Source organism: Modestobacter sp. SYSU DS0290 (assembly GCF_054050955.1).
Genome location: NZ_JBJHAI010000013.1, coordinates 23,975 through 43,346, shown reverse-complemented (window position 1 = coordinate 43,346; position 19,372 = coordinate 23,975). Strand labels below are relative to the sequence as shown.

Here is a 19,372-nt window from a genome sequence, read left to right as displayed (position 1 = left end):
GTCGACCGTGACCGGTCCGGCTGTGCCCGCGCTGAGGACGCCGTGTGGGGCGTCCAGGAGCCACCCAGGGACCGCACAGGTGGCGCACGTGGCACACAGAGCCGCGCCGTCCAGCGTGGTCCCCACACCCCGCGTCGTCCCCCTGACGACCGCGACCGACAGGAGCTCCCGTGAAGATCCGCAAGGCCGTGGCCGCCCTGGCCCTCTCCGCCACCCTCTCCCTCGCCGCCTGCGGTACGTCCGCCACCGAACTCGCGGCCAGTTCCGGCGACACGTCGACGTCCACCTCGGCGGCCGAGTTCGGCGGTGGCGGGATGCCCGGCGGCGGGCAGGGCGGCCCCGGCGGTTCGGTCGACGTCTCGTCGGTGACGACGGAGGAGGAGCTGGTCGCACTGGTCCAGGACGCCTACGGCGACCCGAGCCTGGACCTGCACCGCGGTCACCAGCCGGTGGAGGACGTCCTGGACGAGGTGCTCGGCATCAGCCACGAGGAGCTGCACGTCCGGATGGACAGCGGGCAGGGCCTGGCCGCGGTGGCCGAGGACCTGGGCGTCGACCCGCAGGAGCTCATCGACGGCATGGTCGCGAAGTACGCCGTCGCCATCGACACCCTGCTGGCCGACGGCACGATCACCCAGGAAGAGGCCGACCAGTACCTCGCCGACCTCCAGACCGCGTTCGAGTTCCGGGTCACCTGGGACGGCGAGGAGGCGACCCCGACCTACGCCGGCCTGGGCGCCTGAGTTCGCCCGGCGGCTCCCGCAGGCTCCGGGCAGGTGCGCCGGATGTTCGTCCAGCCGGTCCAGCCGCGCTGCTCGAGCAGCCGGAACAGCCGGGGCGCGCAGGGGAAGTGCTCGACGAACGCCGCGTCGAGCAACGCCACCAGGTCGTCGCTGACGGGCTGCCCCGCCTCGTCCTCGCCGGCCTCGTCGGCCTGGGCGACCGCCGCCTCGATGAAGGCGACCACCCGGTCGGCGAGCGCGGGCAGCCGCGGGTCGTCGGCCGTGCAGTCGGCGAGCTCCCCGACGTCGAGGTAGAGCCGGCGCAGCGTCGGGTGCTCGATCTGCCCGTGCTTCACCGCCATCATGACCGGCACCTGTTCGGGCACCTGGGCCGCGATGAGGATCCAGCTGTCCCGCTCGATCTCGATCAGCCGCTCCGGGAAGCCGAGCTCACGCATCCGGTCGAGGTAGGCGACCGCCACCGGTGGCAGCACCAGGTTCTCCCCCGCCGCGAGCTGGGCGATCCGCTCCCGGTGCCGCTGGCGGTCGCGGATCTCGGCGCGCAGGCGGCGGTCGACCTCATCGACCGCCGCCGCGAACTCGGCCTCGCCTGCCGCCAGCAGCTCCCGGACCCGGGCCAGCGGGACGCCGGCCTCGGCCAGGGTGCGGATCCGGATGAGCTCCACGACGGCTGCGGCGTCGTAGCGCCGGTAGCCGGAGGAGTCCCGCTGGGGTTCGGGCAGCAGGCCCGTGGCGTGGTAGTGCCGCACGGCACGCACCGTCACGCCCGCGTAGGACGCCAGCTGGCTGATGGTCAACACGCAGCCGTTCCCCTCTCCCGCCGTCGTCAGGTGATCTTCCTGCGGTAGGTCGTCATCGCCAGGGCGTAGGCGACGAGCAGCAGCCCGACGCACCAGGCGACGGCGGTCCAGCCGTCGTCGCCGACCGGCTGCTCCGCGTACAGGTTCCGCAGCGAGTCCACGATCGGGGTGACCGGCTGGTGCTCGGCGAACCAGCGGACCGGGCCGGGCATCCCCTCGGTCGGGACGAACGCCGAGCTGATGAAGGGCAGGAAGATCAGCGGGTAGGAGAACCCGCTGACTCCGTCGACCGATGTGGCGGTGAGGCCCGGGACGACCGCCAGCCAGGTGAGCGCCAGGGTGAACAGCACCAGGATCCCCGCGACGGCGAGCCAGGCGAGCACGCCGGCGCCGGAGCGGAAGCCCATCGCGACGGCGACGAGCAGGACGAGCACCAGTGAGACCAGGTTGGCGACGACCGAGGTCAGCACGTGACCCCACAGCACCGCCGAGCGGGCGATCGGCATCGACTGGAACCGCTCGAAGATCCCACTCGAGACGTCGGTGAACAGGCGGAAGGCGGTGTAGGCGGTCCCGGAGGCGATGGTGATGAGCAGGATCCCGGGCAGCAGGTAGTCGACGTACGCCACACCGCCGGTGTCGATCGCGCTGCCGAAGACGTAGACGAACAGCAGCAGCATCGCGATCGGTGTGAGTGCGGTGGTGATGATCGTGTCCGGGCTGCGGAGCACGTGCCGCAGCGACCGCTTCAGCAGGGTCGTGGTGTCGCGGACGGCGTAGGTGGTGCTCATCGGTCCGTCCCCTGCTGGCCGGAGCCGACGATCGCCAGGAAGACGTCCTCCAGGGACGGCAGCTTCTCCACGTACTCGACCGTGGCCGGTGGGAGCAGCTGCCGGAGCTCGACGAGGCTGCCCTCGGCGATGATCCGCCCCTGGTGCAGGACGGCGATCCGGTCGGCGAGGTGCTCGGCCTCGTCGAGCTGCTGCGTGGTGAGCAGCACGGTGGTGCCCTGGCGCACCAGCTCCCGCACCGTCTGCCAGACCTCCAGGCGCGACTGCGGGTCGAGCCCCGTCGTCGGCTCGTCGAGGAAGAGCACGGGCGGGTCGCCGATCAGGCTCATGGCGATGTCGAGGCGACGGCGCATGCCGCCGGAGTACGTCGCCACCCGGCGGCCGGCGGCCGCCACGAGGTCGAAGCGCGCGAGCAGGTCGTCGGCGATCCGGCCGGCGTGCTCGAGGTGCCGCAGCTGGGCGACGAGCTCGAGGTTCTCCCGGCCGGTGAGGACCTCGTCGACGGCGGCGAACTGCCCGGTGAGGCTGATCGACCGGCGGACCTCCAGGGGCTGGGTGGTGACGTCGTGCCCGTGGACGACGGCGGTCCCGCCGTCGGGCCGCAGCAGCGTGGACAGGATCCGCACGACCGTGGTCTTCCCCGCGCCGTTGGCGCCCAGCAGGGCGAGGACCGTGCCTGCCGGGACGGTCAGGTCGACGCCGCCGAGCACCGTGCGGTCGCCGTAGGACTTGGTCAGCCCGGCGATCTCGATGGCTGTTGTGGTGGTCATGGCGGGAGCGTCCAGCCCTGACCCTGCGTCAAGGTCAAGCCCACTCTGGGCAGGCGGTGCCGGGCTGGCGGCCCTACGGTGGCGAGCGCTGTGCTGGCACGCTGACGGGGAGAAGCCGATGACCGCATCCGAGGCCCGGGAACCGGCTGACCCCGGCACGACCGGCATCGACGTGGCGCGTGACGACGGTGGTGGGCTGACCGGTGCCGTGGTGGTCGTGGCGCTGGTCTCGGCGATCTCCGGCCTGCTCTACGGCTACGACACGGGGATCATCTCCGGGGCCCTGCTGCAGATCAGCGACGAGTTCGGCATCGGGAACGGCTGGGAGCAGGTCATCGCGGCCTCGATCCTGGCCGGCGCGGTGGTCGGGGCTCTGGTGTGCAGCTGGCTGAGCCAGCGACTCGGCCGGCGGACCACGCTGCTGATCGTCGCCGCGGTGTTCGTCATCGGCTCACTGGCTGCCTCGCTGGCACCGAACCCGGTGACCCTGTCGCTGGCGCGGGTCGTGCTCGGCTTCGCCGTCGGTGGTGCCACGCAGACCGCTCCCGTGTACGTCGCAGAGCTGGCCCCGTCGAGGTACCGCGGCCGCCTGGTGCTCTTCTTCCAGATCGCCATCGGCGTCGGCATCCTCACCGCCACGATCATCGGCGCGACCGAGAGCGTCGACTGGCGGCTGGCCATCGGCGCGGCCACGGTGCCCAGCGCGCTGATGCTCGGGCTCATGCTGCGCCTGCCCGACAGCCCGCGCTGGCTGGTCAAGGCCGGCCGGGGTGACCAGGCACGGGAGGCACTCCAGCGGGTGCGCCCGCGCGGCACCGACGTCTCGGGTGAGCTGCACGACATCGAGGAACTGGTCGAGGCCGAGCGCACGGCGAGCACCAGCGGCTGGCGGGGACTGCGCGAGGGCTGGGTCCGACCGGCGCTGATCGTCGGGTGCGGCCTGGCGGTCTTCACCCAGCTGTCCGGCATCGAGATGATCGTCTACTACTCCCCGACGATCCTGACCGACAACGGCTTCTCCGACACCGCGGCGCTGCGGGTGTCGGTCGCCCTGGGCGCGACGTACCTGATCACGCAGCTGATCGGGCTGGCGGTCATCGACCGCGTCGGCCGGCGGCGGCTGACCCTGATCACCCTGCCGGGCGCGGCGCTCTCGCTCATCGTGCTGGGCACCTTCTTCGTCACCGGCAACGACGGCGAGGCCCAGGTGCCCTACATCATCGCCACGCTGATCGCGTTCATGGCCTTCACCGCCGGCGGCATCCAGCTCATGGGCTGGCTCACCGGCTCGGAGATCTACCCGCTGGCCACCCGGGAGGCCGGTGCCGCCGCACAGTCGGCGTCCCTGTGGGGCACGAACCTGCTCATCACCCTGACCCTCCTGAGCCTCATCGAGACGATCGGCACCGGTCAGACCTTCTGGCTGTACGCCGCGTTCAACATCGCCGGGTTCGTCTTCCTCTACCAGCGCATGCCCGAGCTCACCGGTCGCAGCCTGGAGCAGATCGAGAACCGGCTCGCCGCAGGGCGCTTCCGGCCCGCCGACTTCGCCGGGCGCCGGTGACTGCGGGCCGCCCGCGCCGACCCACCCCCGGGTAGCGTCGGGCGACCCCATCGCACCGTGCGCAGCCGGCCCGCCGGGCCAGGAGGGCGGGACCCGCCGATGTCCGACGCAGGCCGACCGGTCCGGCACCCGGAGTGGGCGACCGGAGAGCTCCACCTGGCCGGCTACCTCGACCGGATCGGGCACCCGGGTGCGGTCGCGGCGACCGGCGCCACCCTGCACGCCCTGCACCGCGCGCACGTGGCCACCGTCCCCTTCGAGAACGTCGACGTGGTCCTGGGCCGCCCGGTCGCGGTCGACCTCGACGGGGTCCAGGCGAAGCTGGTGGACCGTCGCCGGGGCGGGTACTGCTACGAGCACGCCACCCTCTTCGCCGCCGTGCTGGAGGAGGCCGGCTTCCGCGTGCAGCGGCTGCTGGCGCGCGTCGGCGGGGACCGGGTCCGCCCGCGGCCCCGCACCCACATGGCGCTGCACGTCCGGGGCGAGGACGGGGAGTGGCTGGCCGACGTCGGGTTCGGCAACGCCCTGCTCGACCCGCTCCCCTGGGGGGACACCGGCTGGCACCGGCAGGGCGAGTGGCGGTACCGGATGACCGGTGGGCAGGAGGGCTCCTGGCTGGTCGAACAGCAGACCGGGGACCGGGTCACCCCCCTCTACGGTCTGGTCGACGAGCCGGTGCACGCCTCGGACGTCCTGATGGCCAACCACTTCACCGCGACCCACCCGTCGTCCCCCTTCGTCGGGCGCCTGGTGGCCATCCGCAAGGACGACGACTCGTTCGTCCGGCTGCGCGGGACGACCCGGCGGGTGGAGTGGCCCGACGGCAGCGCCGAGGAAGAGCGGCTGGCACCGGCGCAGGCGGTGGCGGTGCTGCAGGAGGAGATCGGCGTGCCCCTGTCGGACGCGGACACCCGGGCGCTGGAGGCGGCGCTGACCCCCTGAGCCGGTGCGCGCCGACCGTCAGCGACGTCCCGCCCGGACGATCGGCACGCCCATCCACCCCAGCCGGGACACGACCTCGTCGTCGGCGGGTGCGTCGGTGACGACGCCGGCCACGGCGGCCAGCGGCAGCACGGCGAACCGGGACGCTGCCCCGATCTTCTCCGTGCTGGCCAGCACGTAGGTGTCCGCGGCCCGCCGGGACAGTGCACGCTTCATCGCGGCCTCGTCGGCGTCGCCGGTGGTCAGACCGCTCTCCGGGTGCACGCCGGTGACCCCCAGCAGGAACAGGTCGGCGTTGACCGCCTCGGCCGCCTCCACCGCAGCTGCGCCGGAGGCCACGGCCGAGTGCTTGAACAAGCGGCCGCCCAGCACGTACACCTCGACGGTGGGGTGGTCGACCAGCGCGGCGGCGACGGTCGGGCTGTGCGTGACGACGGTCGCGGTCAGGTCCGGCGGGAGCTGGTGGACGACGGCGAGCGCCGTGGTCCCGCCGTCCAGGATGACGGTGCTCCCCGGCTCGATCAGCGCCGCGGCCGCCGCGGCGACCCGGGCCTTGCTGTCCACCGCCACGGCCTGTCGGGTCGCGTAGTCCGCCACCGCCGGCGATGCAGGGACGGCTCCGCCGTACACGCGCTGGCAGAGGCCTGCGGCGGCCAGCTCCCGCAGGTCACGGCGCACGCTGTCCTCACTCAGACCGAGCTCGACCGCGCGGTCCTTGGCGACGATCCGGCCGTCGCGCGCGAGCCGCCCGAGCAGGAGGTCCCGCCGTTCAGGGACCAGCACGCCCACCACCCCCGTCTGCACGTTGCTTCACGTTGTTGCACGTTTCTGCATAGGGTAGCGCCATGCCGCCGACTCGACGACCGATGCTCGTCCTCCTCGCCGCCCCCTACCGCTCCGGCACCGGTGCCGAACCCACCCCCGTGGCCGCCGACCTGGCCCGGCTCGCCGACCGGGCCGTCGCTTGAGCACGCCGACCGCACCCGTGCCGGGGGTCGACCTGCCCGACGCCCGCGGCCGGACGGGGCTGGACCGGGCGGGGCGGGAGCTCACCGGCAACCCCGACGTCCGGGTCACCGACGTCGAGGTGCTGGCCGCGGCCTGGCACGTGCTGCGCCGCACGACCCTGGAGGTCCGCGGGCGGGACGGGAGCGTGCGGACGCAGCAGCGCGAGACCTACGACCGCGGCAACGGCGCGACCGTCCTGCTCTACGACCTGGACCGCGGGACGGTGCTCCTCGGACGGCAGTTCCGGTACCCCGTGTACGTCAACGGGCACCCCGACGGGATGCTGCTGGAGACCGCCGCCGGCCTGCTGGACGACGACGACCCCGCCACCGCGATCCGCCGGGAGGCGGCCGAGGAGCTCGGTGTCGTCATCGGTGACCTGGAGCCGGTGTTCGAGGTCTACATGAGCCCGGGGTCGGTCACCGAGCGGCTGCACTTCTACGCGGCGCCCTACTCCCCCGACAGCCGGGCCGGCCGCGGCGGAGGGCTCGTGCACGAGGGTGAGGACATCGAGGTCTGCGAGCTGGACTTCCACGACGCGCTCGCGCGGACCGCCGACGGCCGGATCGCCGACGCGAAGACGATCATGCTGCTCCAGTGGGCGGCGCTGTCCGGCCCGTTCGCATCTCGGGAGCCGCGGTCGCCCACCTGACCGCCATCGGCCGCGGCGACCGGCGCACGACGGCGGCAAGCCGGCCGGCGTGGTGCTGGAGGCGAGCGACATGACGGAGGACCAGATGCTCGCCGTCGCCGCCGAGGTCGGGTTCTCCGAGACCGCCCTCCTGTTCCCGGGCGCGGAGCGGGTCCGCGCGCGGTACGTCAGCCCGCTCGCGGAGGTGTGCTCCTGCGGCCACGCCGCGATCGCTGCCGCGATCGCCGCACGTCAGGAAACACCGGGACCCGTGGCGGTGTTCTCCGTGCGTCGTTGACGTTCGAGGGAAAGAGGCACACACCGTGACCACCGAGACAGCGATCCTCGCCGGCGGCTGCTTCTGGGGCGCCCAGGAGCTGCTGCGCAAGCGCCCGGGGGTGCTCTCCACCCGCGTCGGCTACTCGGGCGGTGACACCCCGAACGCCACGTACCGCAACCACGGTGACCACGCCGAGGCGGTCGAGATCGTCTTCGACCCCGACCAGATCTCGTTCCGGGAGCTGCTGGAGTTCTTCTTCCAGATCCACGACCCGTCGACGAAGGACCGGCAGGGCAACGACATCGGTCGCAGCTACCGGTCGGCGATCTTCTACACCAGCGACGAGCAGCAGCGCGTCGCGCTCGACACCATCGCCGACGTCGACGCCTCGGGCATCTGGCCCGGGAAGGTCGTCACCGAGGTCGAGCCCGCCGGCCCGTTCTGGGAGGCCGAGGAAGAGCACCAGGACTACCTGCAGAAGATCCCCTTCGGGTACACCTGCCACTACGTGCGCCCCGACTGGGTGCTCCCGCGCCGCGAGGCACAGACCGCCTGAGGACAGGCGGGCCCGCATGGTCCGCGCGAGGGGTGGACGGCCGGCCCGGTCGGCCACCCCTCGCTGCCTCCGCCCGGCGTCAGCGCCCCTGGCCGCCCGACGCAGCCGCCCGTGGCCGGACCCCGTCGCGGGCGGTGCGGTGAGGGTGCGCAGGGCAGCTCCCAGCCTGGCGACGTCGGCCACCGGAGTGGCCGAGCTGCAGCTCACGCGAACCGCGCCGGGCAGCCGGACGGCGCGGTTCGCGCGGGCGTCATCGTGGGACTGCCGCACCTTGGCGGCGCCGAGCCGACCGCCCCGAGCCCGCTCGTCAGCCGGCTGCCGGAACGGGCGGGACGGACGTGGTGCGGCAGCTCAGCCGGCCGTCGCGCGGGCGGCCTCGGCGATCAGGTCGGCGACCGCGCCGGGCCGGGACACGGCGACGGCGTGGGAGGCGTCGACCTCGACGACCGTGGACCGCGCGCGCTGGGCCATGAAGACCTGCGCTTCCGCCGGCACCGCGAGGTCCTGCTGCGTGACCAGGGTCCAGGACGGGATCGTCCGCCAGGCCGCCGCCGTCGCCTTCTCCTCCAGCGCCTCGCTGGTGATGGGCCGCTGCGTCGCGATCATCAGCTCGACGACCTCCGGGGGGACGTCGGCGGCGAACACCTGACGGAACTTGTCCGGCTGGATGTACAGGTCGGTCACCGTGCCGCCGCGCCCGTCGGGGACGGGAACGGGGTCCAGCGCGGACCCCAGTTCGTTGCCGGGGAACCTCCCGGCCAGCTCGCCGGTGCTCTCCCCCTCCTCCAGCAGGAAGCTGCCCACGTAGACGAGCGCCCGGACACCGGGGTGCCCGTCCGCCGCCACGCTCATCACCGAGCCGCCGTACGAGTGGCCGGCCAGCACGATCGGGCCGCGCACCTGGTCCAGGATGCTGCGCAGCTGGTCGGCGTCGTCGCGCAGGCCCCGGAGCGGGTTCGCCGCGGCGATGACCGGGTGGCCGTCGCTCCTGAGCTGCTCGATCACCCCGTTCCAGCTCGCCGATTCGGCGAAGGCGCCGTGCACGAGCACCACGGTGGGCTTCTCCTGAGCCGGCGGGCGCTCGTCGGTGGTGATGGTCATCGTCGTTCCTCTCGATCCGCAGCGACCGGGACGACCGGACTGGCCGCGTCAGCGCTGGTGGACCGACCGTAGGAAGCGGTGCCCCCTCCTCGCGTACGTCAGATGACCGTCGCGCCGACGTCGATCGGGCCGTTCAGGGACCGATCGCGCCCCGCAGCGCGACGCGGGAGGTGATCCCCAGCTTCGGGAAGACCCGGTGCAGGTGCGTGCCCACCGTCCGGTGCGAGAGGTACAGCCGCGCGCCGATCTCCCGGTTGGTCAGGCCCTCCGCGGCCAGCTGCGCGATCAGCAGTTCCTGCGGGCTCAGCTGCTCGCGCGCCTCCGGGATGCGCGGCCTGCTCTGCTCCCCGGCGGCGCGCAGCTCCTGCCGCGCCCGGTCGCCCCACGCCGCGGCGCCCAGGGCGTCGAAGGTGTCCCGCGCGGCCCGCAGCGGGGCACGGGACTCCGCCGCCCGCCGGCACCGCCGCAGCCAGGCCCCGTGGGCCAGCTGCAGCCGGGCACGGGCGAAGGGCCAGGCGCCCAGGTCGGCCGCCAGAGCGGCCGCGAAGAGCTCCTCGGCCTCGTCCTCGGGGGCCAGGAGCGCTCGGCCGTAGCGCAGCCCGATGTGCAGCACCGGCGACGGCGTCCGCGCCGCGATCGCCTCGAGGTCCGCCACGATCGGCTCGACCTCGGCCCGGTGCCCGCTGTGGACGGCGGCCTCCACCAGGTCGCCGATCGCGAAGCTGCGCACCACGGGGTGGTGGGCAGGGTCGGCGGGGTCGGAGAGACGGACGAGCTGGTCCCAGGCCGCCCGGTGCAGGCCCAGGTTGAGCGCGACCATGCCCCGAGCCAATTGCACCCCCGCCAGGAGCGCGCTCGAGTCGACCTGCAGGCCCAGCCGGGCCGCATCGGCGAGACGTTCCTCGACGTCCTCGGCGCCCCTCAGCGCGGCGACCGCCGACTGGACCACCAGGGAGATGCCCCCCATGAGCGGCTGCGCGGAGTCGGCGGCGAGCCGGACGGCCTCGTCGGCAGCCGTGGCGGCCAGGTCGAACCGCCCGACGTTGAGCGCGCTCCACGCCTGCACGGCCAGAGCCCGACCCAGGAGTCCGAGCCGACCGTCGGCCCGCAGGCCGGTCAGCGCCGACGTCAGGAACTCGACGGCGAGCGGGAAGTCACCCACGACGCTCGCCGCGAAGCCGGCGGCCTGGGCCCGCGCCGGGGCGAGCGGACCGTCGGACACGGCGCGCAACCGTTCGTGGAGCATCGCCCCGCGTTCGAACGGGGCCACGTAGGAGAGCACTTCCACCACGAGCACGTCGTCGGGGTCGACGGCGCGGTCGACGACCCCCAGGAGGCGGGCGCGCGCCTCGGCGCCGGGATCGGCCCACCAGCACCGCAGCGACGCGGCCTGGAGGAATCTGAGCGCCTGGTCGGTCCGGCCGTCGGCGGCGGCCGCGGCCGCGACCTCGGTCAGCATCCGGGTGCCCGCACGGACGTCGTGGATGCCCTCCGCGAACCCCTCCCGGATCACCGTCATGCGAGCCCGCTCGCGGGCCGGGACGTCGAGGACCGCGGTCTCGCGCAGGAGGCGGTCGACGACGTCGGGCCGTCCCCACTCGAAGGCCAGCTCGGCCGCGCGCAGGTAGCGCCGCGCCCGCTCCGCCGGGTCGGCGGTCAGTCGGGCGGCCCGCTCGATCGCCGCCTGTGCCGCCGCCACGCCACCTCGGCGCTGGGCGCGGGCCGCGGCGTCCTCCAGTTGGGCGGCGATCGCGTCGTCCGGCGCATCGGCAGCCGCGGCCCGGTGCCAGATCTGCCGGTCGGTGCCGCGCAGCGTCCCAGCCAGCGCGATGTGCGCGCGCTGCCGCTGGGCCAGGGTGGCCCGCTGCCGGATCGCGTGGCGGACCAGCGGATGACGGAAGGCCAGCGTCCCGCCGTCGGCGGCGACCAGCCCGACCTCGACGGCCGAGGTCAGTGCCTCCGCGGTGACCTCCTCGCCGCGGAGTGCGGACGCCGCGGCGAGGGCCTCCCCCAGGTCGCCCTCGTCGTCCAGCGCTGCGACGAGCAGCAGGTCCCGGGTCCCGTCGGGCAGCCCGGGGAGCCGCGCCGCGAACGCGTGCTCCAGTCGCGCGGTCAGCGTCAGGGGCGCCCGGTCGTCCCCCGTGCCCTCGAGGGGCAGCTCCGCCAGCGCGAGCGGGTTCCCCGCGGCCACGGACAGCAGGCGCCGGCGGTCGACCGGATCGAGCTGCGCCGCCCGGCGCGCCAGCACGGCCTCGGCGGAGCGACGGTCCAGGCGCTCCAGGTGGTGTTCGTCCAGCGCCGGACCGGAGAGGACGGACGGGAAGCCGTCGCGCTGGGCCGCCACCAGCACCACCGCCTCGGACTCCAGTCGCCGCGCGACGAAACCGAGGACCTCGGCGCTGGGCCGGTCGAGCCAGTGCGCGTCGTCGATCACCAGCACGAGGGGCTGGTCCGCGGCGCTGTCGCTGATCAACGTCAGGGCCGCCAGACCGATCAGGAAGAGCTCCGGTGCAGCGTCGTCGGTCATGCCGAACGCAGACTTCAGCGCGCGCCGCTGCGGGGCGGGCAATGCGGGGAGGCGACCGAGCAGCGGCCGGACCAGCTGGTGGAGGCCGGCGAACGGGAGGTTCATCTCGGACTCCACGCCGGTCGTGCTCAGCAGCCGCAGCCCGCGTTCGGCCGCGGCCTCGCACACGTGGTGGAGGAGGGCGGACTTGCCGATACCGGGCTCGCCGCGGACGAGGACGGCGGCGCCGCGGTGGTGCACATCGAGGAGCAGTCGATCCAGCGCGTCGATCTCCGCGTCCCGGCCCACCAGGCCGGCTGTCGTCGTGTCCGCACCCATCAGCGCCACCACCGTCCGGCTGCCGCGCGCTCCCTCGACGACGGCAAGCTAGTGGGCGCGGGCGAACCAGGTAAAGGTCCGATACGAGGTCTCTGCTTCCCATGTGGCCGGGCGCTCGCGGCCGCCCGTCCGGCGGGTCACCGCCTCGTCCCGTCCTGCCCGCCCGGGTCGCGCCGTCGCGCGGCCCGAACACGGGCGGCCGAGACGAGGCGGTCGTCGCAGCCGCGGAACTGCCGTCGCTCCGCGGCCAGCTGGCGGATGGCGACGAGCGAGGCCGGCTCCCTGCTCTGCGGTGTGGTGGACGGGGCGTCCTGGTCCGGAGTCATGCCGGAATGCTCGCCGCGGGCCGAGCCACGCACATCCGTCAGATGACCGGTGGTCGACCTCATCCGGCACTCGGAGCGCGGCCGGCCCCAGCGCACGCCGACGACGGCGTGGCCGCGGTCGTCACGGCGCGATGACGAGCTCCGCGATGGAGTCGCCGTCCATCGCGAAGCGGTAGCGCAGGTCGACGACGCCACCGGGGAAGTCCCCCTCCAGGTGCTTGGTGGCGACCCAGTGCGCGTCGTCGGAGCGCTCCGCGGCGATGAGGGTGCTGGTGTACCTGAACTCGGCCCCGGCCTTGGTCAGGAAGCGCCGGACCTCCTCGGTCCCGCGGTAGGTGATGCCGTCGTCGACCACCACGGCGGTCGGCGTGAAGGCCTGCAGCGCGGTGTCCGCATCGCCGGCGTCGTGCGCGGCGAGGTAGCCGCGGATCGTTGCGGGGAGCTGGTCGGGCTGGATGGCGTTCGACGTGGTCATGGCCCCACGGTGCGGCCTCCTGGACCGGGAGGGTCAAGCGCTGGACTCTCCCCCAGGGAGAGGGTGCACAGTGCACGTGTGCTGGCGATCGGCGAGTTCTCCCGGCTGACCCACCTGAGCGTGCGCACCCTGCGCCGGTACCACGACGCCGGCCTGCTCGAGCCCGCGGCCGTGGACTCCACGACCGGATACCGCTACTACAGCGCAGAGCAGATCCCGATCGCCCAGGTCATCCACCGGCTGCGCGAGCTGGACGTCCCGCTGCCCGACGTGCAGCGCATCCTGCGCTCCCCCGACCCGGGCGCCCGGGCCACCCTCGTGGCCGACCACCTGCAGCGGCTCGAGTCGGAGCTGGACCGCACCCGCGCCGCGGTGGCGTCGCTGCGCCGGCTGCTCCGGCCGGAGCCGGCCCCGTTGGACGTCGAGCTCCGCGCGGTCCCGGCGACGACGGTGGCCGCGGTCGAGGACGACGTGGCGCACGAGGAGGTGCTCGGCTGGTACGCCGGCGCCATGGCCGAGCTGGACGCCGTGGTCCGTCGGCCGACCGGCGCTCCGGGCGGGCTCTACGACAACGCGCTGTTCGAGGAGGGCCGCGGGCACCTTCTCGTGTACCGGCCCACGGCGGAACCGCCGCGCAGCGGCCGGGTGCACCCGGCGACCCTGCCGGCCGTCGAGCTCGCCGTCACCACCCACGCCGGGGAGCACGACGACATCGACGTCACCTACGGCGAACTCGGCACCTGGGTGGTGAGCAACGCGCTGGCCGTTGCCGGGCCGGTGAGGGAGACCTACCTGGTCGGCCCCCGCGACACCGCCGACCCGGCTGCCTGGCGCACCGAGATCGGCTGGCCTGTCTTTCGGATGGCCCCGCGATGAGCGGTCAGCCCTTCCGCTGCCTGCGACGGCGTCGACCACGCCGACTCCTCGGGTGCTGCCGCGGCCCGCACAGGGAGCTGGGGCTCGCCCCGGACGGCGCGACCCGGACGGCGCGGTGGCGCCGCTACCGGATCGACGGCACCCGACGTGCTCGGATGATCCTCTAGCGTCGCCCCGTGCGCGCTGTGCAGATCACCCGCTTCGGCGGGCCGGAGGTCATGGACGTCGTCGACCTGCCCGACCCGGTCCCCGGGGACGGCGAGCAGCTCTACGACGTCACCTCGTCCGGGGTGAACTACGCGGACACCCACCACCGCGTGTCGTCCAACTGACGTCAGCGTCGCCCCGTCGCCGCCGGGAGTCCCACTCGTGCGGCACGGCCGATCCATGGTGTCGGGTCGATCACGGCGTCGCGTCGACTCCTCGCCTGACACCGTGCCCACGAGGTGCGTCGCTGAACAGCCCGTCCGCACCAGCCGGCCATCAGCGGACGCCCCGTCCCACCACGGAACCGACACGGGCTCAGCTGGGCCGAGGCCCTGAGACGTCAGTCGCCGTGCGGGTCGAGGTGGTTGAGGGTCGCGACGACGCGGTCGTGGTCGCCACGGGCTTCGCCGAAACGGAGGAACTTGACGTTCTACACCTGGATCTCGCGGGCGTCCGGCTGGGTCCGGATCAGCTCGGTGACCTCGTCGATGAAGTCGGCGAGGGGCATGGCGAACTCGCTCTCCTCGTGTCCCGGCAGCGGCTCACCCGCTTCGGCGGCCCCGAGGTCCTCGACGTCGCCGACCTGCCCTGCCCAGCCCCGGGGAAGGCGAGCAGCTGTGCGACGGCTCCTCGTCCGGCGTGACGTACGCCGACACCCACCGCCGTGAGTCCTGAGGAGCACCGCGGCGTCGAGCGACGGGCGCCGCCCGGACCCACGAGCGACCGCTCAGCGGCCCAGTGCCGTGAGCACGTCGGCCACCGGCCCGGCGGTGAGCAGCCCGCTGCCGGCGGTCAGCTCCCCGGCGGCGGGGGCCAGCGCGGTCGCGGCACGGTCGGCGAGCGCACCGTCGCCGACGGCGAGGGCGGCGCGGGCGGCCAGCACCCACAGCGCCTCGAGCAGGAGCCCCGGCGGCGGGTCGGGCAGCGCACGCACGGCCTCGGCGGCCTCCGCCTCCCGCCCCGCGGCCAGGAGGCGGTGCGGGCGGACCCACTCCTCGTACGGCCCCGCATCGGCGACCGCACCGGCGGGCAGGCCGCGCGCCACGCGCAGACAGGTGACCGCCAGTGGCACCAGCCCCGCGGCCACGCCGGGCATGCCGCTGTCGTCGAACCGGCGCAGCGCCGCCACCAGGACGTCCTCACCGGCGCCGCCGATCACCGCGTGCAACGCCCGCCAGGCGCCGGTGAACGACCCGACCAGCGGCCGCTCGTGCTCGACGGCGAGCCCGTCGAGGTCGGCGAGGTGCCCGGCGGCGCCGGCGAGGTCACCGAGGGCGGTGCGCGCCTGCAGTCGCACCAGGTGGCCGAGCACCAGCGCGTCGGGCAGGTCGTACCCGCCGGCGAGCTCGATCAGCTCGGCGCCGATCGCGTCGCGCTCGGCGGCCCGGCCGGCGGGGTGGCAGGCGTGCAGGTACACCGCGTCCAGCGCCGCCGCCAGCAGCGCCGGGTCACCGCTCCGGCTGGCCAGCGCCACGGCCTCGGCGGCGGCCTCCGGTCCGCGCGGACCGGGGACGCCGCGCAGCTCCAGCGCGAGGGCCACCAGCACCCTCGCGCGCACCGGTGACGGCGCCGAGGTCGGCAGCCGGGCCAGCGTCCGCTCCGCGGCCGCGGCGAGCTCCGCGGACTGGCCCGGGTCGTCCGAACGCGGCCAGACCGACGGGACGTCGAAGGCGCCGAGCACCCGGGCGGTGAGCACCGGGTCGCCGAGCTGCTCGGCGGCGGCGACGGTGGCCGGCCGTTGGTCGCGGGCGGCGGCGAGCCCGCCGGCTCCGCTGACGGCCAGGCCGCGCAGCAGTGTCACCGTCGACTGCAGCCGCGACCGCGCCCCCGGGCCGGGCGCGGTCCAGCTGCGGGCGGCCTGCCGGAAGACGTCCTCCGGCTCGCCGGCGGGCACCCGGTCCAGGGCCGGGTCGCGACGGAGCACCGCCGTCTCCAGCGCGGCCAGCCGTGGCCCGGTGTCCAACCCCAGCTCGTCGGCCAGCCGCGTACGGGCACGACGGAGCACGCCCAGCGCCTCGGGCAGCCGGTCGCCGCGGTACAGCGCGAGGGCGAGCAGTCGCCAGCCTTCCGCACGCCACGGCTCGGTGCCGGTGTGCGCCTCCAGCAGCGGGACGGCGTCACCCGCGCGGTCCAACGCGAGCAGGGTCGCGCCCAAGCGCTCGACCGCCGTGGACCGCAGCTCCGCCCAGCGGGCCCGGTCGGCCACCGCCCACGGCCGATCGTCGATCCCGGCGAGCACCGGGCCGCGCCACGCCCCCAGCACGGCCTCCAGCACCGGCAGGGCCTCCCCCGGCGGGAGGCCGACCGCCGCAGCCACGTCGCGCTCGACCCGCCAGGCGTCCACGCCGTCGGCCGGGAGGCGCAGGGCGTAGCCGGGGCCGTCGGTGACCAGCAGACGCGGTCGGGCGCGGGGCGCCCGCCCGGGCTCCAGCCCCCGGCGCAGCGCGGCGACGAAGGTCCGCACCGCGGCGACGGCACCCGCCGGGGGCGCGCCGTCCCAGAGGTCGTCGACCAGCGTGCCCACCGGGACCACGCGCCCGCGCGCGACGACGAGCCGCGCAAGCAGCTCGCGGTGTCGCGGTCCCCCGAGCTGCAGCTGACCGCCGTCCGGACCCCACGCGACGACCGGCCCCAGCACGCCGACGGTCGTCATCGGCCGGCGCTCATCGTCTGCTCATCGGGGCGGTGGACGGTGGGCGCATGACCCTCTCGATCCCCGGACTCGACACCGTCCGCGTACCGGTCGCCCACGACGTCGCCCTCTCCGCCCAGGTGGGCGGCGAGGGGCCGCCGGTCGTGCTGCTGCACGGCTTCCCGCAGACCTCCCTGATGTGGCGCGCCGTCGCGCCGGAGCTGGCCAGGACGCACACCGTGATCGCCCCCGACCTGCGCGGCTACGGCGCCAGCGACAAGCCGGCTGCCACGGGCCCCGACGTCTACAGCGCCCGGACCATGGCCGGTGACGTCGTGGCGCTGGCGCGGGCGCTGGGCCACGAGCGGTTCGCCCTGGTCGGTCACGACCGGGGTGCGCTGGTGGCCGTGCGTGCCGGCCTGGACCACCCGGACGTCGTCACCCACCTGTGCTCCCTCGACGTCCTGCCCACCCTCGACTCCTGGGACATCCTGCACGGCGTCCAGGCCGCCGTCGCCTGGCACCTCTACCTGATGGCGCAGCCGCCGGGACTGCCCGAGGCGATGATCGCGGCGACCGCCGACGACTTCTTCGGGTCGTTCCTCGACGGGTGGGGCCCGTCCGGGCTGTTCCCCGACGACGTCCGGGCCGAGTACCTGCGCGCCTCGCGGGAGGCGGTGCCGTCGATCGTCGCCGACTACCGGGCCAGCGCCGGCGTCGACCTGGCGCACGACCAGGCCGACCGCGCCGCGGGACGGCGGCTGACGATGCCGGTCACGGTGCTGCAGCAGGACTGGGGTGCCGCGCTGGGCTTCGACGCGCGCGGCCTGTGGTCCCGCTGGGCGGCGGACCTGGACCACCGGACGACGACCGCCGGCCACTTCATGGCCGAGGAGGCGCCGGCCGAGGTGGTCGCCGCGGTGCACGACCTGCTGACCCGCGGGACCTGACGGAGGCGATGAACGCCCACTGGTCGACCGCCGACCAGCAGCCCGGCGCGACGCCGGCACACGTCGAGTGCGCCGGTCGCTGGCGGGCCGTGCCGAAGGTCGTGTTCTTCTCGACGATCAGTCCGGTCGACGGGAACGCCCGCCTGGTCACCGGCGACGCCGTCGCCGAGATCGCCCGGCCGAAGGCGGAGGACGGCGGCCCGATGGACGTGCTCGGGGCCACCCTCGCGGGGGCGGCCGTGCGGGCCGAGCTGGTCGACGAGTACCTGCTCGTCACCCACCCGGTCCTGCTGGGCGGCGGCACCCCGTTCTTCCCCGCCCTGGACACCTGGGTGGACCTGGACCTGGTCGAGACCCGGGCGTTCCCCGGCGGCGTCCTCCTGACCAGGTACGCGACCAGGCGGTGAGGCACCGACGCGGGACAGGCCCGGGCCACAGGCCGGTCCCGCGTCGGCCGGTCAGCGCTCGTGCTCGTGGCGCTGCCGGCTGACGGTGAGGATCTCGTCGGAGAGGTCGGGGTCCGCGAGCCGGACGGCGCGGGAGAGGACCATCGCCCCGACCATTTCGCTCAGCAGGGTGATCGACCGGCGTCGGGCCTCCTCGGGGTCGATCGCCTCGCCGCGCTCGGTCGCCTCGAGCTGCTGCGCAGCGTCGAACCCGGCGATGTAACCGGCCACGCCGCTGGCGTAGGCCGCCTGGACCGCGGGTCCGTGGCGCCCGGCGTCGGTGACCAGCGCCGCCGACGGGCACCCGCCGTCGGGCATGTCCCGGTGCCCGGGCGAGAGATAGCCGGCCACGGTCTCGGCGAGCGAGGGCCGGTCGGGGTCGGTCGTGTCGGTCGTCCGCGCGAGCGTCGCGAGCGAGGTCGCGAAGGCGTCCTCGCAGACCGCCACCGCCAGTGCGTCCTTGGAGTCGAAGTGGTTGTAGAAGCCGCCGTGGGTCATCCCCGCGCCCTTCATGAGCGCAGCGATCCCGACCCCGTCGATGCCGTCGGCTCGGAACCGGGCGCTCGCCGCATCGACGATGCGCTGACGCGTCTGGGCCATGTCCTGCTCGGAGATCCGGGGCATGCGGGAGTCCTCGTGGTTCGCTTGACTTTTAGATGACGGTCGTCATCGTAGGAAGCATTATGACCATCATCCTGAACGCTACCGGGGATCGCTCGGGACGGACAGACGGCGTGCTGACGGTGCCGACCCGGTGAGCTCGCACGCCGTCCGACATGGGGTTGCAGCGACGTCGACGATCAACGAAGGAGAGCAGTGACGAGCAACGAAGAGGTCGTTCGCGAGGCGTACCGGCTGGCGGAAGGAGACGCCCTCGACCCGGACGGCTTCCGCGCGCTGTTCGCCGAGGACGGGACGTTCAACGACAAGCCGAACGCGCTGACCGCCCGCGGGGACCAGATCCCACAGGCGCTGGCCGGCCTCGCCCGCGCGTTCCCCGACATCCACCGCGAGCTGCTCAGCGTGCACGCGGTCGGTGACGTCGTCGCCGTCGAGTTGCGGATCCAGGGCACCCATCTCGGCGGGTTCCCCACCCCAGCCGGCGAGATCCCGCCGACCGGCAACCGCATCGACGTGCCGACGGCCGATCTCTGGCACCTCCGCGACGGGAGGATCGCGACCTTCAACTGCTACAACTCCGCGAACATCTGGCTCGCTCAACTCGGGGTCCACCCCGACTTCACGTCGGCGGTCGGGGCCGCCGGAACGGCCGCCGCGGAGGCATAGCCACCGGAACAGCCGCCTCGGCGACGTAGCCGCCGCGGCGCCCGACCCGTGCTCGCCTCGGTGGCCGACCGCGTCGTCCACCGAGGCGAACCGGCCGCCCCACCGACGGGCCAGGCACCGGTCAGCCCTGCCGACCCATGAC

General features: G+C 74.4%; 22 protein-coding genes and 1 pseudogene. 13 read left to right on the top strand and 10 right to left on the bottom strand.

Translation table 11 applies throughout. The features are described from left to right. Positions 1–170 precede the first annotated feature (170 nt). The gene (locus ACI795_RS12325; RefSeq protein WP_457075801.1) at positions 171–743 is read left to right on the top strand and encodes a hypothetical protein; all 573 of its coding nucleotides are present in this window, start codon (positions 171–173) and stop codon (positions 741–743) included. Here the strand turns inward: ACI795_RS12325 and ACI795_RS12320 are convergent. Genes ACI795_RS12320 through ACI795_RS12310 form a run of 3 tightly spaced genes read right to left on the bottom strand, consistent with a single transcriptional unit; the run spans position 722 to position 3,104 of the window. Then, positions 722–1,543 carry a MerR family transcriptional regulator gene (locus ACI795_RS12320; protein WP_457075799.1) on the bottom strand — a complete coding sequence of 274 codons (822 nt, stop codon included), beginning with the start codon at positions 1,541–1,543 and terminating at the stop codon, positions 722–724. The genes ACI795_RS12325 and ACI795_RS12320 overlap by 22 nt on opposite strands. Positions 1,544–1,569: 26 nt before the next feature. Then, on the bottom strand, positions 1,570–2,334 hold the full coding sequence (locus ACI795_RS12315) for an ABC transporter permease (RefSeq protein WP_457075798.1): 765 nt from the start codon (positions 2,332–2,334) through the stop codon (positions 1,570–1,572). Then, a complete protein-coding gene (locus ACI795_RS12310; RefSeq protein ID WP_457075797.1) occupies positions 2,331–3,104 on the bottom strand; it encodes an ABC transporter ATP-binding protein in 774 nt (257 codons plus the stop codon). The genes ACI795_RS12315 and ACI795_RS12310 overlap by 4 nt, the downstream gene beginning before the upstream one ends. Before the next feature lie 118 nt (positions 3,105–3,222). On the opposite strand from ACI795_RS12310, the gene ACI795_RS12305 reads away from it, so the two are divergent. Together ACI795_RS12305 and ACI795_RS12300 are read left to right on the top strand one after the other, a co-directional pair. Next, a complete protein-coding gene (locus ACI795_RS12305) occupies positions 3,223–4,668 on the top strand; it encodes a sugar porter family MFS transporter (RefSeq protein ID WP_457075796.1) in 1,446 nt (481 codons plus the stop codon). Positions 4,669–4,767: 99 nt separating this feature from the next. Continuing rightward, positions 4,768–5,610: an arylamine N-acetyltransferase family protein gene (locus tag ACI795_RS12300; protein ID WP_457075795.1), complete on the top strand. Its 843-nt coding sequence runs from the start codon at positions 4,768–4,770 to the stop codon at positions 5,608–5,610. 18 nt (positions 5,611–5,628) lie between these two features. On the opposite strand, the gene ACI795_RS12295 is transcribed toward ACI795_RS12300, so the two are convergent. Then, a complete protein-coding gene (locus tag ACI795_RS12295) occupies positions 5,629–6,393 on the bottom strand; it encodes a DeoR/GlpR family DNA-binding transcription regulator (RefSeq protein ID WP_457075794.1) in 765 nt (254 codons plus the stop codon). A 62-nt stretch (positions 6,394–6,455) separates the two neighbouring features. Here ACI795_RS12295 and ACI795_RS12290 point away from each other — a divergent pair, with 62 nt between their 5' ends. The 4 genes and pseudogenes from ACI795_RS12290 (at position 6,456) to msrA (ending at position 8,085) form a co-directional block, all read left to right on the top strand. Next, the gene (locus tag ACI795_RS12290) at positions 6,456–6,578 is read left to right on the top strand and encodes a hypothetical protein (protein WP_457075793.1); all 123 of its coding nucleotides are present in this window, start codon (positions 6,456–6,458) and stop codon (positions 6,576–6,578) included. After that, the gene (locus ACI795_RS12285) at positions 6,575–7,270 is read left to right on the top strand and encodes an NUDIX domain-containing protein (RefSeq protein ID WP_457075792.1); all 696 of its coding nucleotides are present in this window, start codon (positions 6,575–6,577) and stop codon (positions 7,268–7,270) included. The genes ACI795_RS12290 and ACI795_RS12285 overlap by 4 nt, the downstream gene beginning before the upstream one ends. A 43-nt stretch (positions 7,271–7,313) precedes the next feature. Beyond that, a pseudogene (locus tag ACI795_RS12280) lies at positions 7,314–7,547 on the top strand (PhzF family phenazine biosynthesis protein); the annotation flags it as partial. Positions 7,548–7,572: 25 nt separating this feature from the next. Next, positions 7,573–8,085 carry a peptide-methionine (S)-S-oxide reductase MsrA gene (gene msrA, locus ACI795_RS12275; protein WP_457075791.1) on the top strand — a complete coding sequence of 171 codons (513 nt, stop codon included), beginning with the start codon at positions 7,573–7,575 and terminating at the stop codon, positions 8,083–8,085. A gap of 351 nt (positions 8,086–8,436) precedes the next feature. Here msrA and ACI795_RS12270 read toward each other — a convergent pair whose 3' ends face one another. From ACI795_RS12270 to ACI795_RS12255, 4 genes are all read right to left on the bottom strand, one after another. Further along, on the bottom strand, positions 8,437–9,186 hold the full coding sequence (locus tag ACI795_RS12270; RefSeq protein ID WP_457075790.1) for an alpha/beta fold hydrolase: 750 nt from the start codon (positions 9,184–9,186) through the stop codon (positions 8,437–8,439). A 133-nt stretch (positions 9,187–9,319) separates the two neighbouring features. Further along, positions 9,320–12,031, bottom strand: coding sequence for an ATP-binding protein (locus ACI795_RS12265; RefSeq protein ID WP_457075789.1), 2,712 nt, complete (start codon positions 12,029–12,031; stop codon positions 9,320–9,322). A 137-nt stretch (positions 12,032–12,168) separates the two neighbouring features. Continuing rightward, the gene (locus ACI795_RS12260) at positions 12,169–12,357 is read right to left on the bottom strand and encodes a hypothetical protein (RefSeq protein WP_457075788.1); all 189 of its coding nucleotides are present in this window, start codon (positions 12,355–12,357) and stop codon (positions 12,169–12,171) included. 121 nt (positions 12,358–12,478) lie between these two features. Further along, a complete protein-coding gene (locus ACI795_RS12255; RefSeq protein WP_457075787.1) occupies positions 12,479–12,832 on the bottom strand; it encodes a nuclear transport factor 2 family protein in 354 nt (117 codons plus the stop codon). 63 nt (positions 12,833–12,895) lie between these two features. Here ACI795_RS12255 and ACI795_RS12250 point away from each other — a divergent pair, with 63 nt between their 5' ends. The 3 genes from ACI795_RS12250 to ACI795_RS12240 all read left to right on the top strand — a co-directional run bounded on the left by ACI795_RS12250 (position 12,896) and on the right by ACI795_RS12240 (position 14,558). Beyond that, positions 12,896–13,708 (top strand): MerR family transcriptional regulator, encoded by an 813-nt coding sequence (locus tag ACI795_RS12250; RefSeq protein ID WP_457075786.1) that lies wholly within the window; start codon positions 12,896–12,898, stop codon positions 13,706–13,708. A gap of 176 nt (positions 13,709–13,884) precedes the next feature. Continuing rightward, the gene (locus ACI795_RS12245; protein ID WP_457075785.1) at positions 13,885–14,040 is read left to right on the top strand and encodes a Zn-dependent oxidoreductase; all 156 of its coding nucleotides are present in this window, start codon (positions 13,885–13,887) and stop codon (positions 14,038–14,040) included. Positions 14,041–14,264: 224 nt separating this feature from the next. After that, on the top strand, positions 14,265–14,558 hold the full coding sequence (locus ACI795_RS12240; RefSeq protein WP_457075784.1) for a hypothetical protein: 294 nt from the start codon (positions 14,265–14,267) through the stop codon (positions 14,556–14,558). An 84-nt stretch (positions 14,559–14,642) separates the two neighbouring features. Here the strand turns inward: ACI795_RS12240 and ACI795_RS12235 are convergent, their stop codons facing one another. Further along, entirely contained in the window at positions 14,643–16,568 is a 1,926-nt protein-coding gene (locus ACI795_RS12235; RefSeq protein WP_457075783.1) for a BTAD domain-containing putative transcriptional regulator, read from the bottom strand. Positions 16,569–16,615: 47 nt separating this feature from the next. Between ACI795_RS12235 and ACI795_RS12230 the strand changes: the two genes are divergently transcribed. Continuing rightward, positions 16,616–17,497, top strand: a complete 882-nt coding sequence (locus ACI795_RS12230) for an alpha/beta fold hydrolase (RefSeq protein ID WP_457075782.1) — start codon at positions 16,616–16,618, stop codon at positions 17,495–17,497. 8 nt (positions 17,498–17,505) lie between these two features. Further along, on the top strand, positions 17,506–17,904 hold the full coding sequence (locus ACI795_RS12225; protein ID WP_457075781.1) for a dihydrofolate reductase family protein: 399 nt from the start codon (positions 17,506–17,508) through the stop codon (positions 17,902–17,904). A 51-nt stretch (positions 17,905–17,955) separates the two neighbouring features. On the opposite strand, the gene ACI795_RS12220 is transcribed toward ACI795_RS12225, so the two are convergent. Beyond that, positions 17,956–18,567, bottom strand: coding sequence for a TetR/AcrR family transcriptional regulator (locus tag ACI795_RS12220; RefSeq protein WP_457075780.1), 612 nt, complete (start codon positions 18,565–18,567; stop codon positions 17,956–17,958). A gap of 192 nt (positions 18,568–18,759) precedes the next feature. On the opposite strand from ACI795_RS12220, the gene ACI795_RS12215 reads away from it, so the two are divergent. After that, positions 18,760–19,230 carry an ester cyclase gene (locus tag ACI795_RS12215; protein WP_457075779.1) on the top strand — a complete coding sequence of 157 codons (471 nt, stop codon included), beginning with the start codon at positions 18,760–18,762 and terminating at the stop codon, positions 19,228–19,230. Positions 19,231–19,372 lie beyond the last annotated feature (142 nt).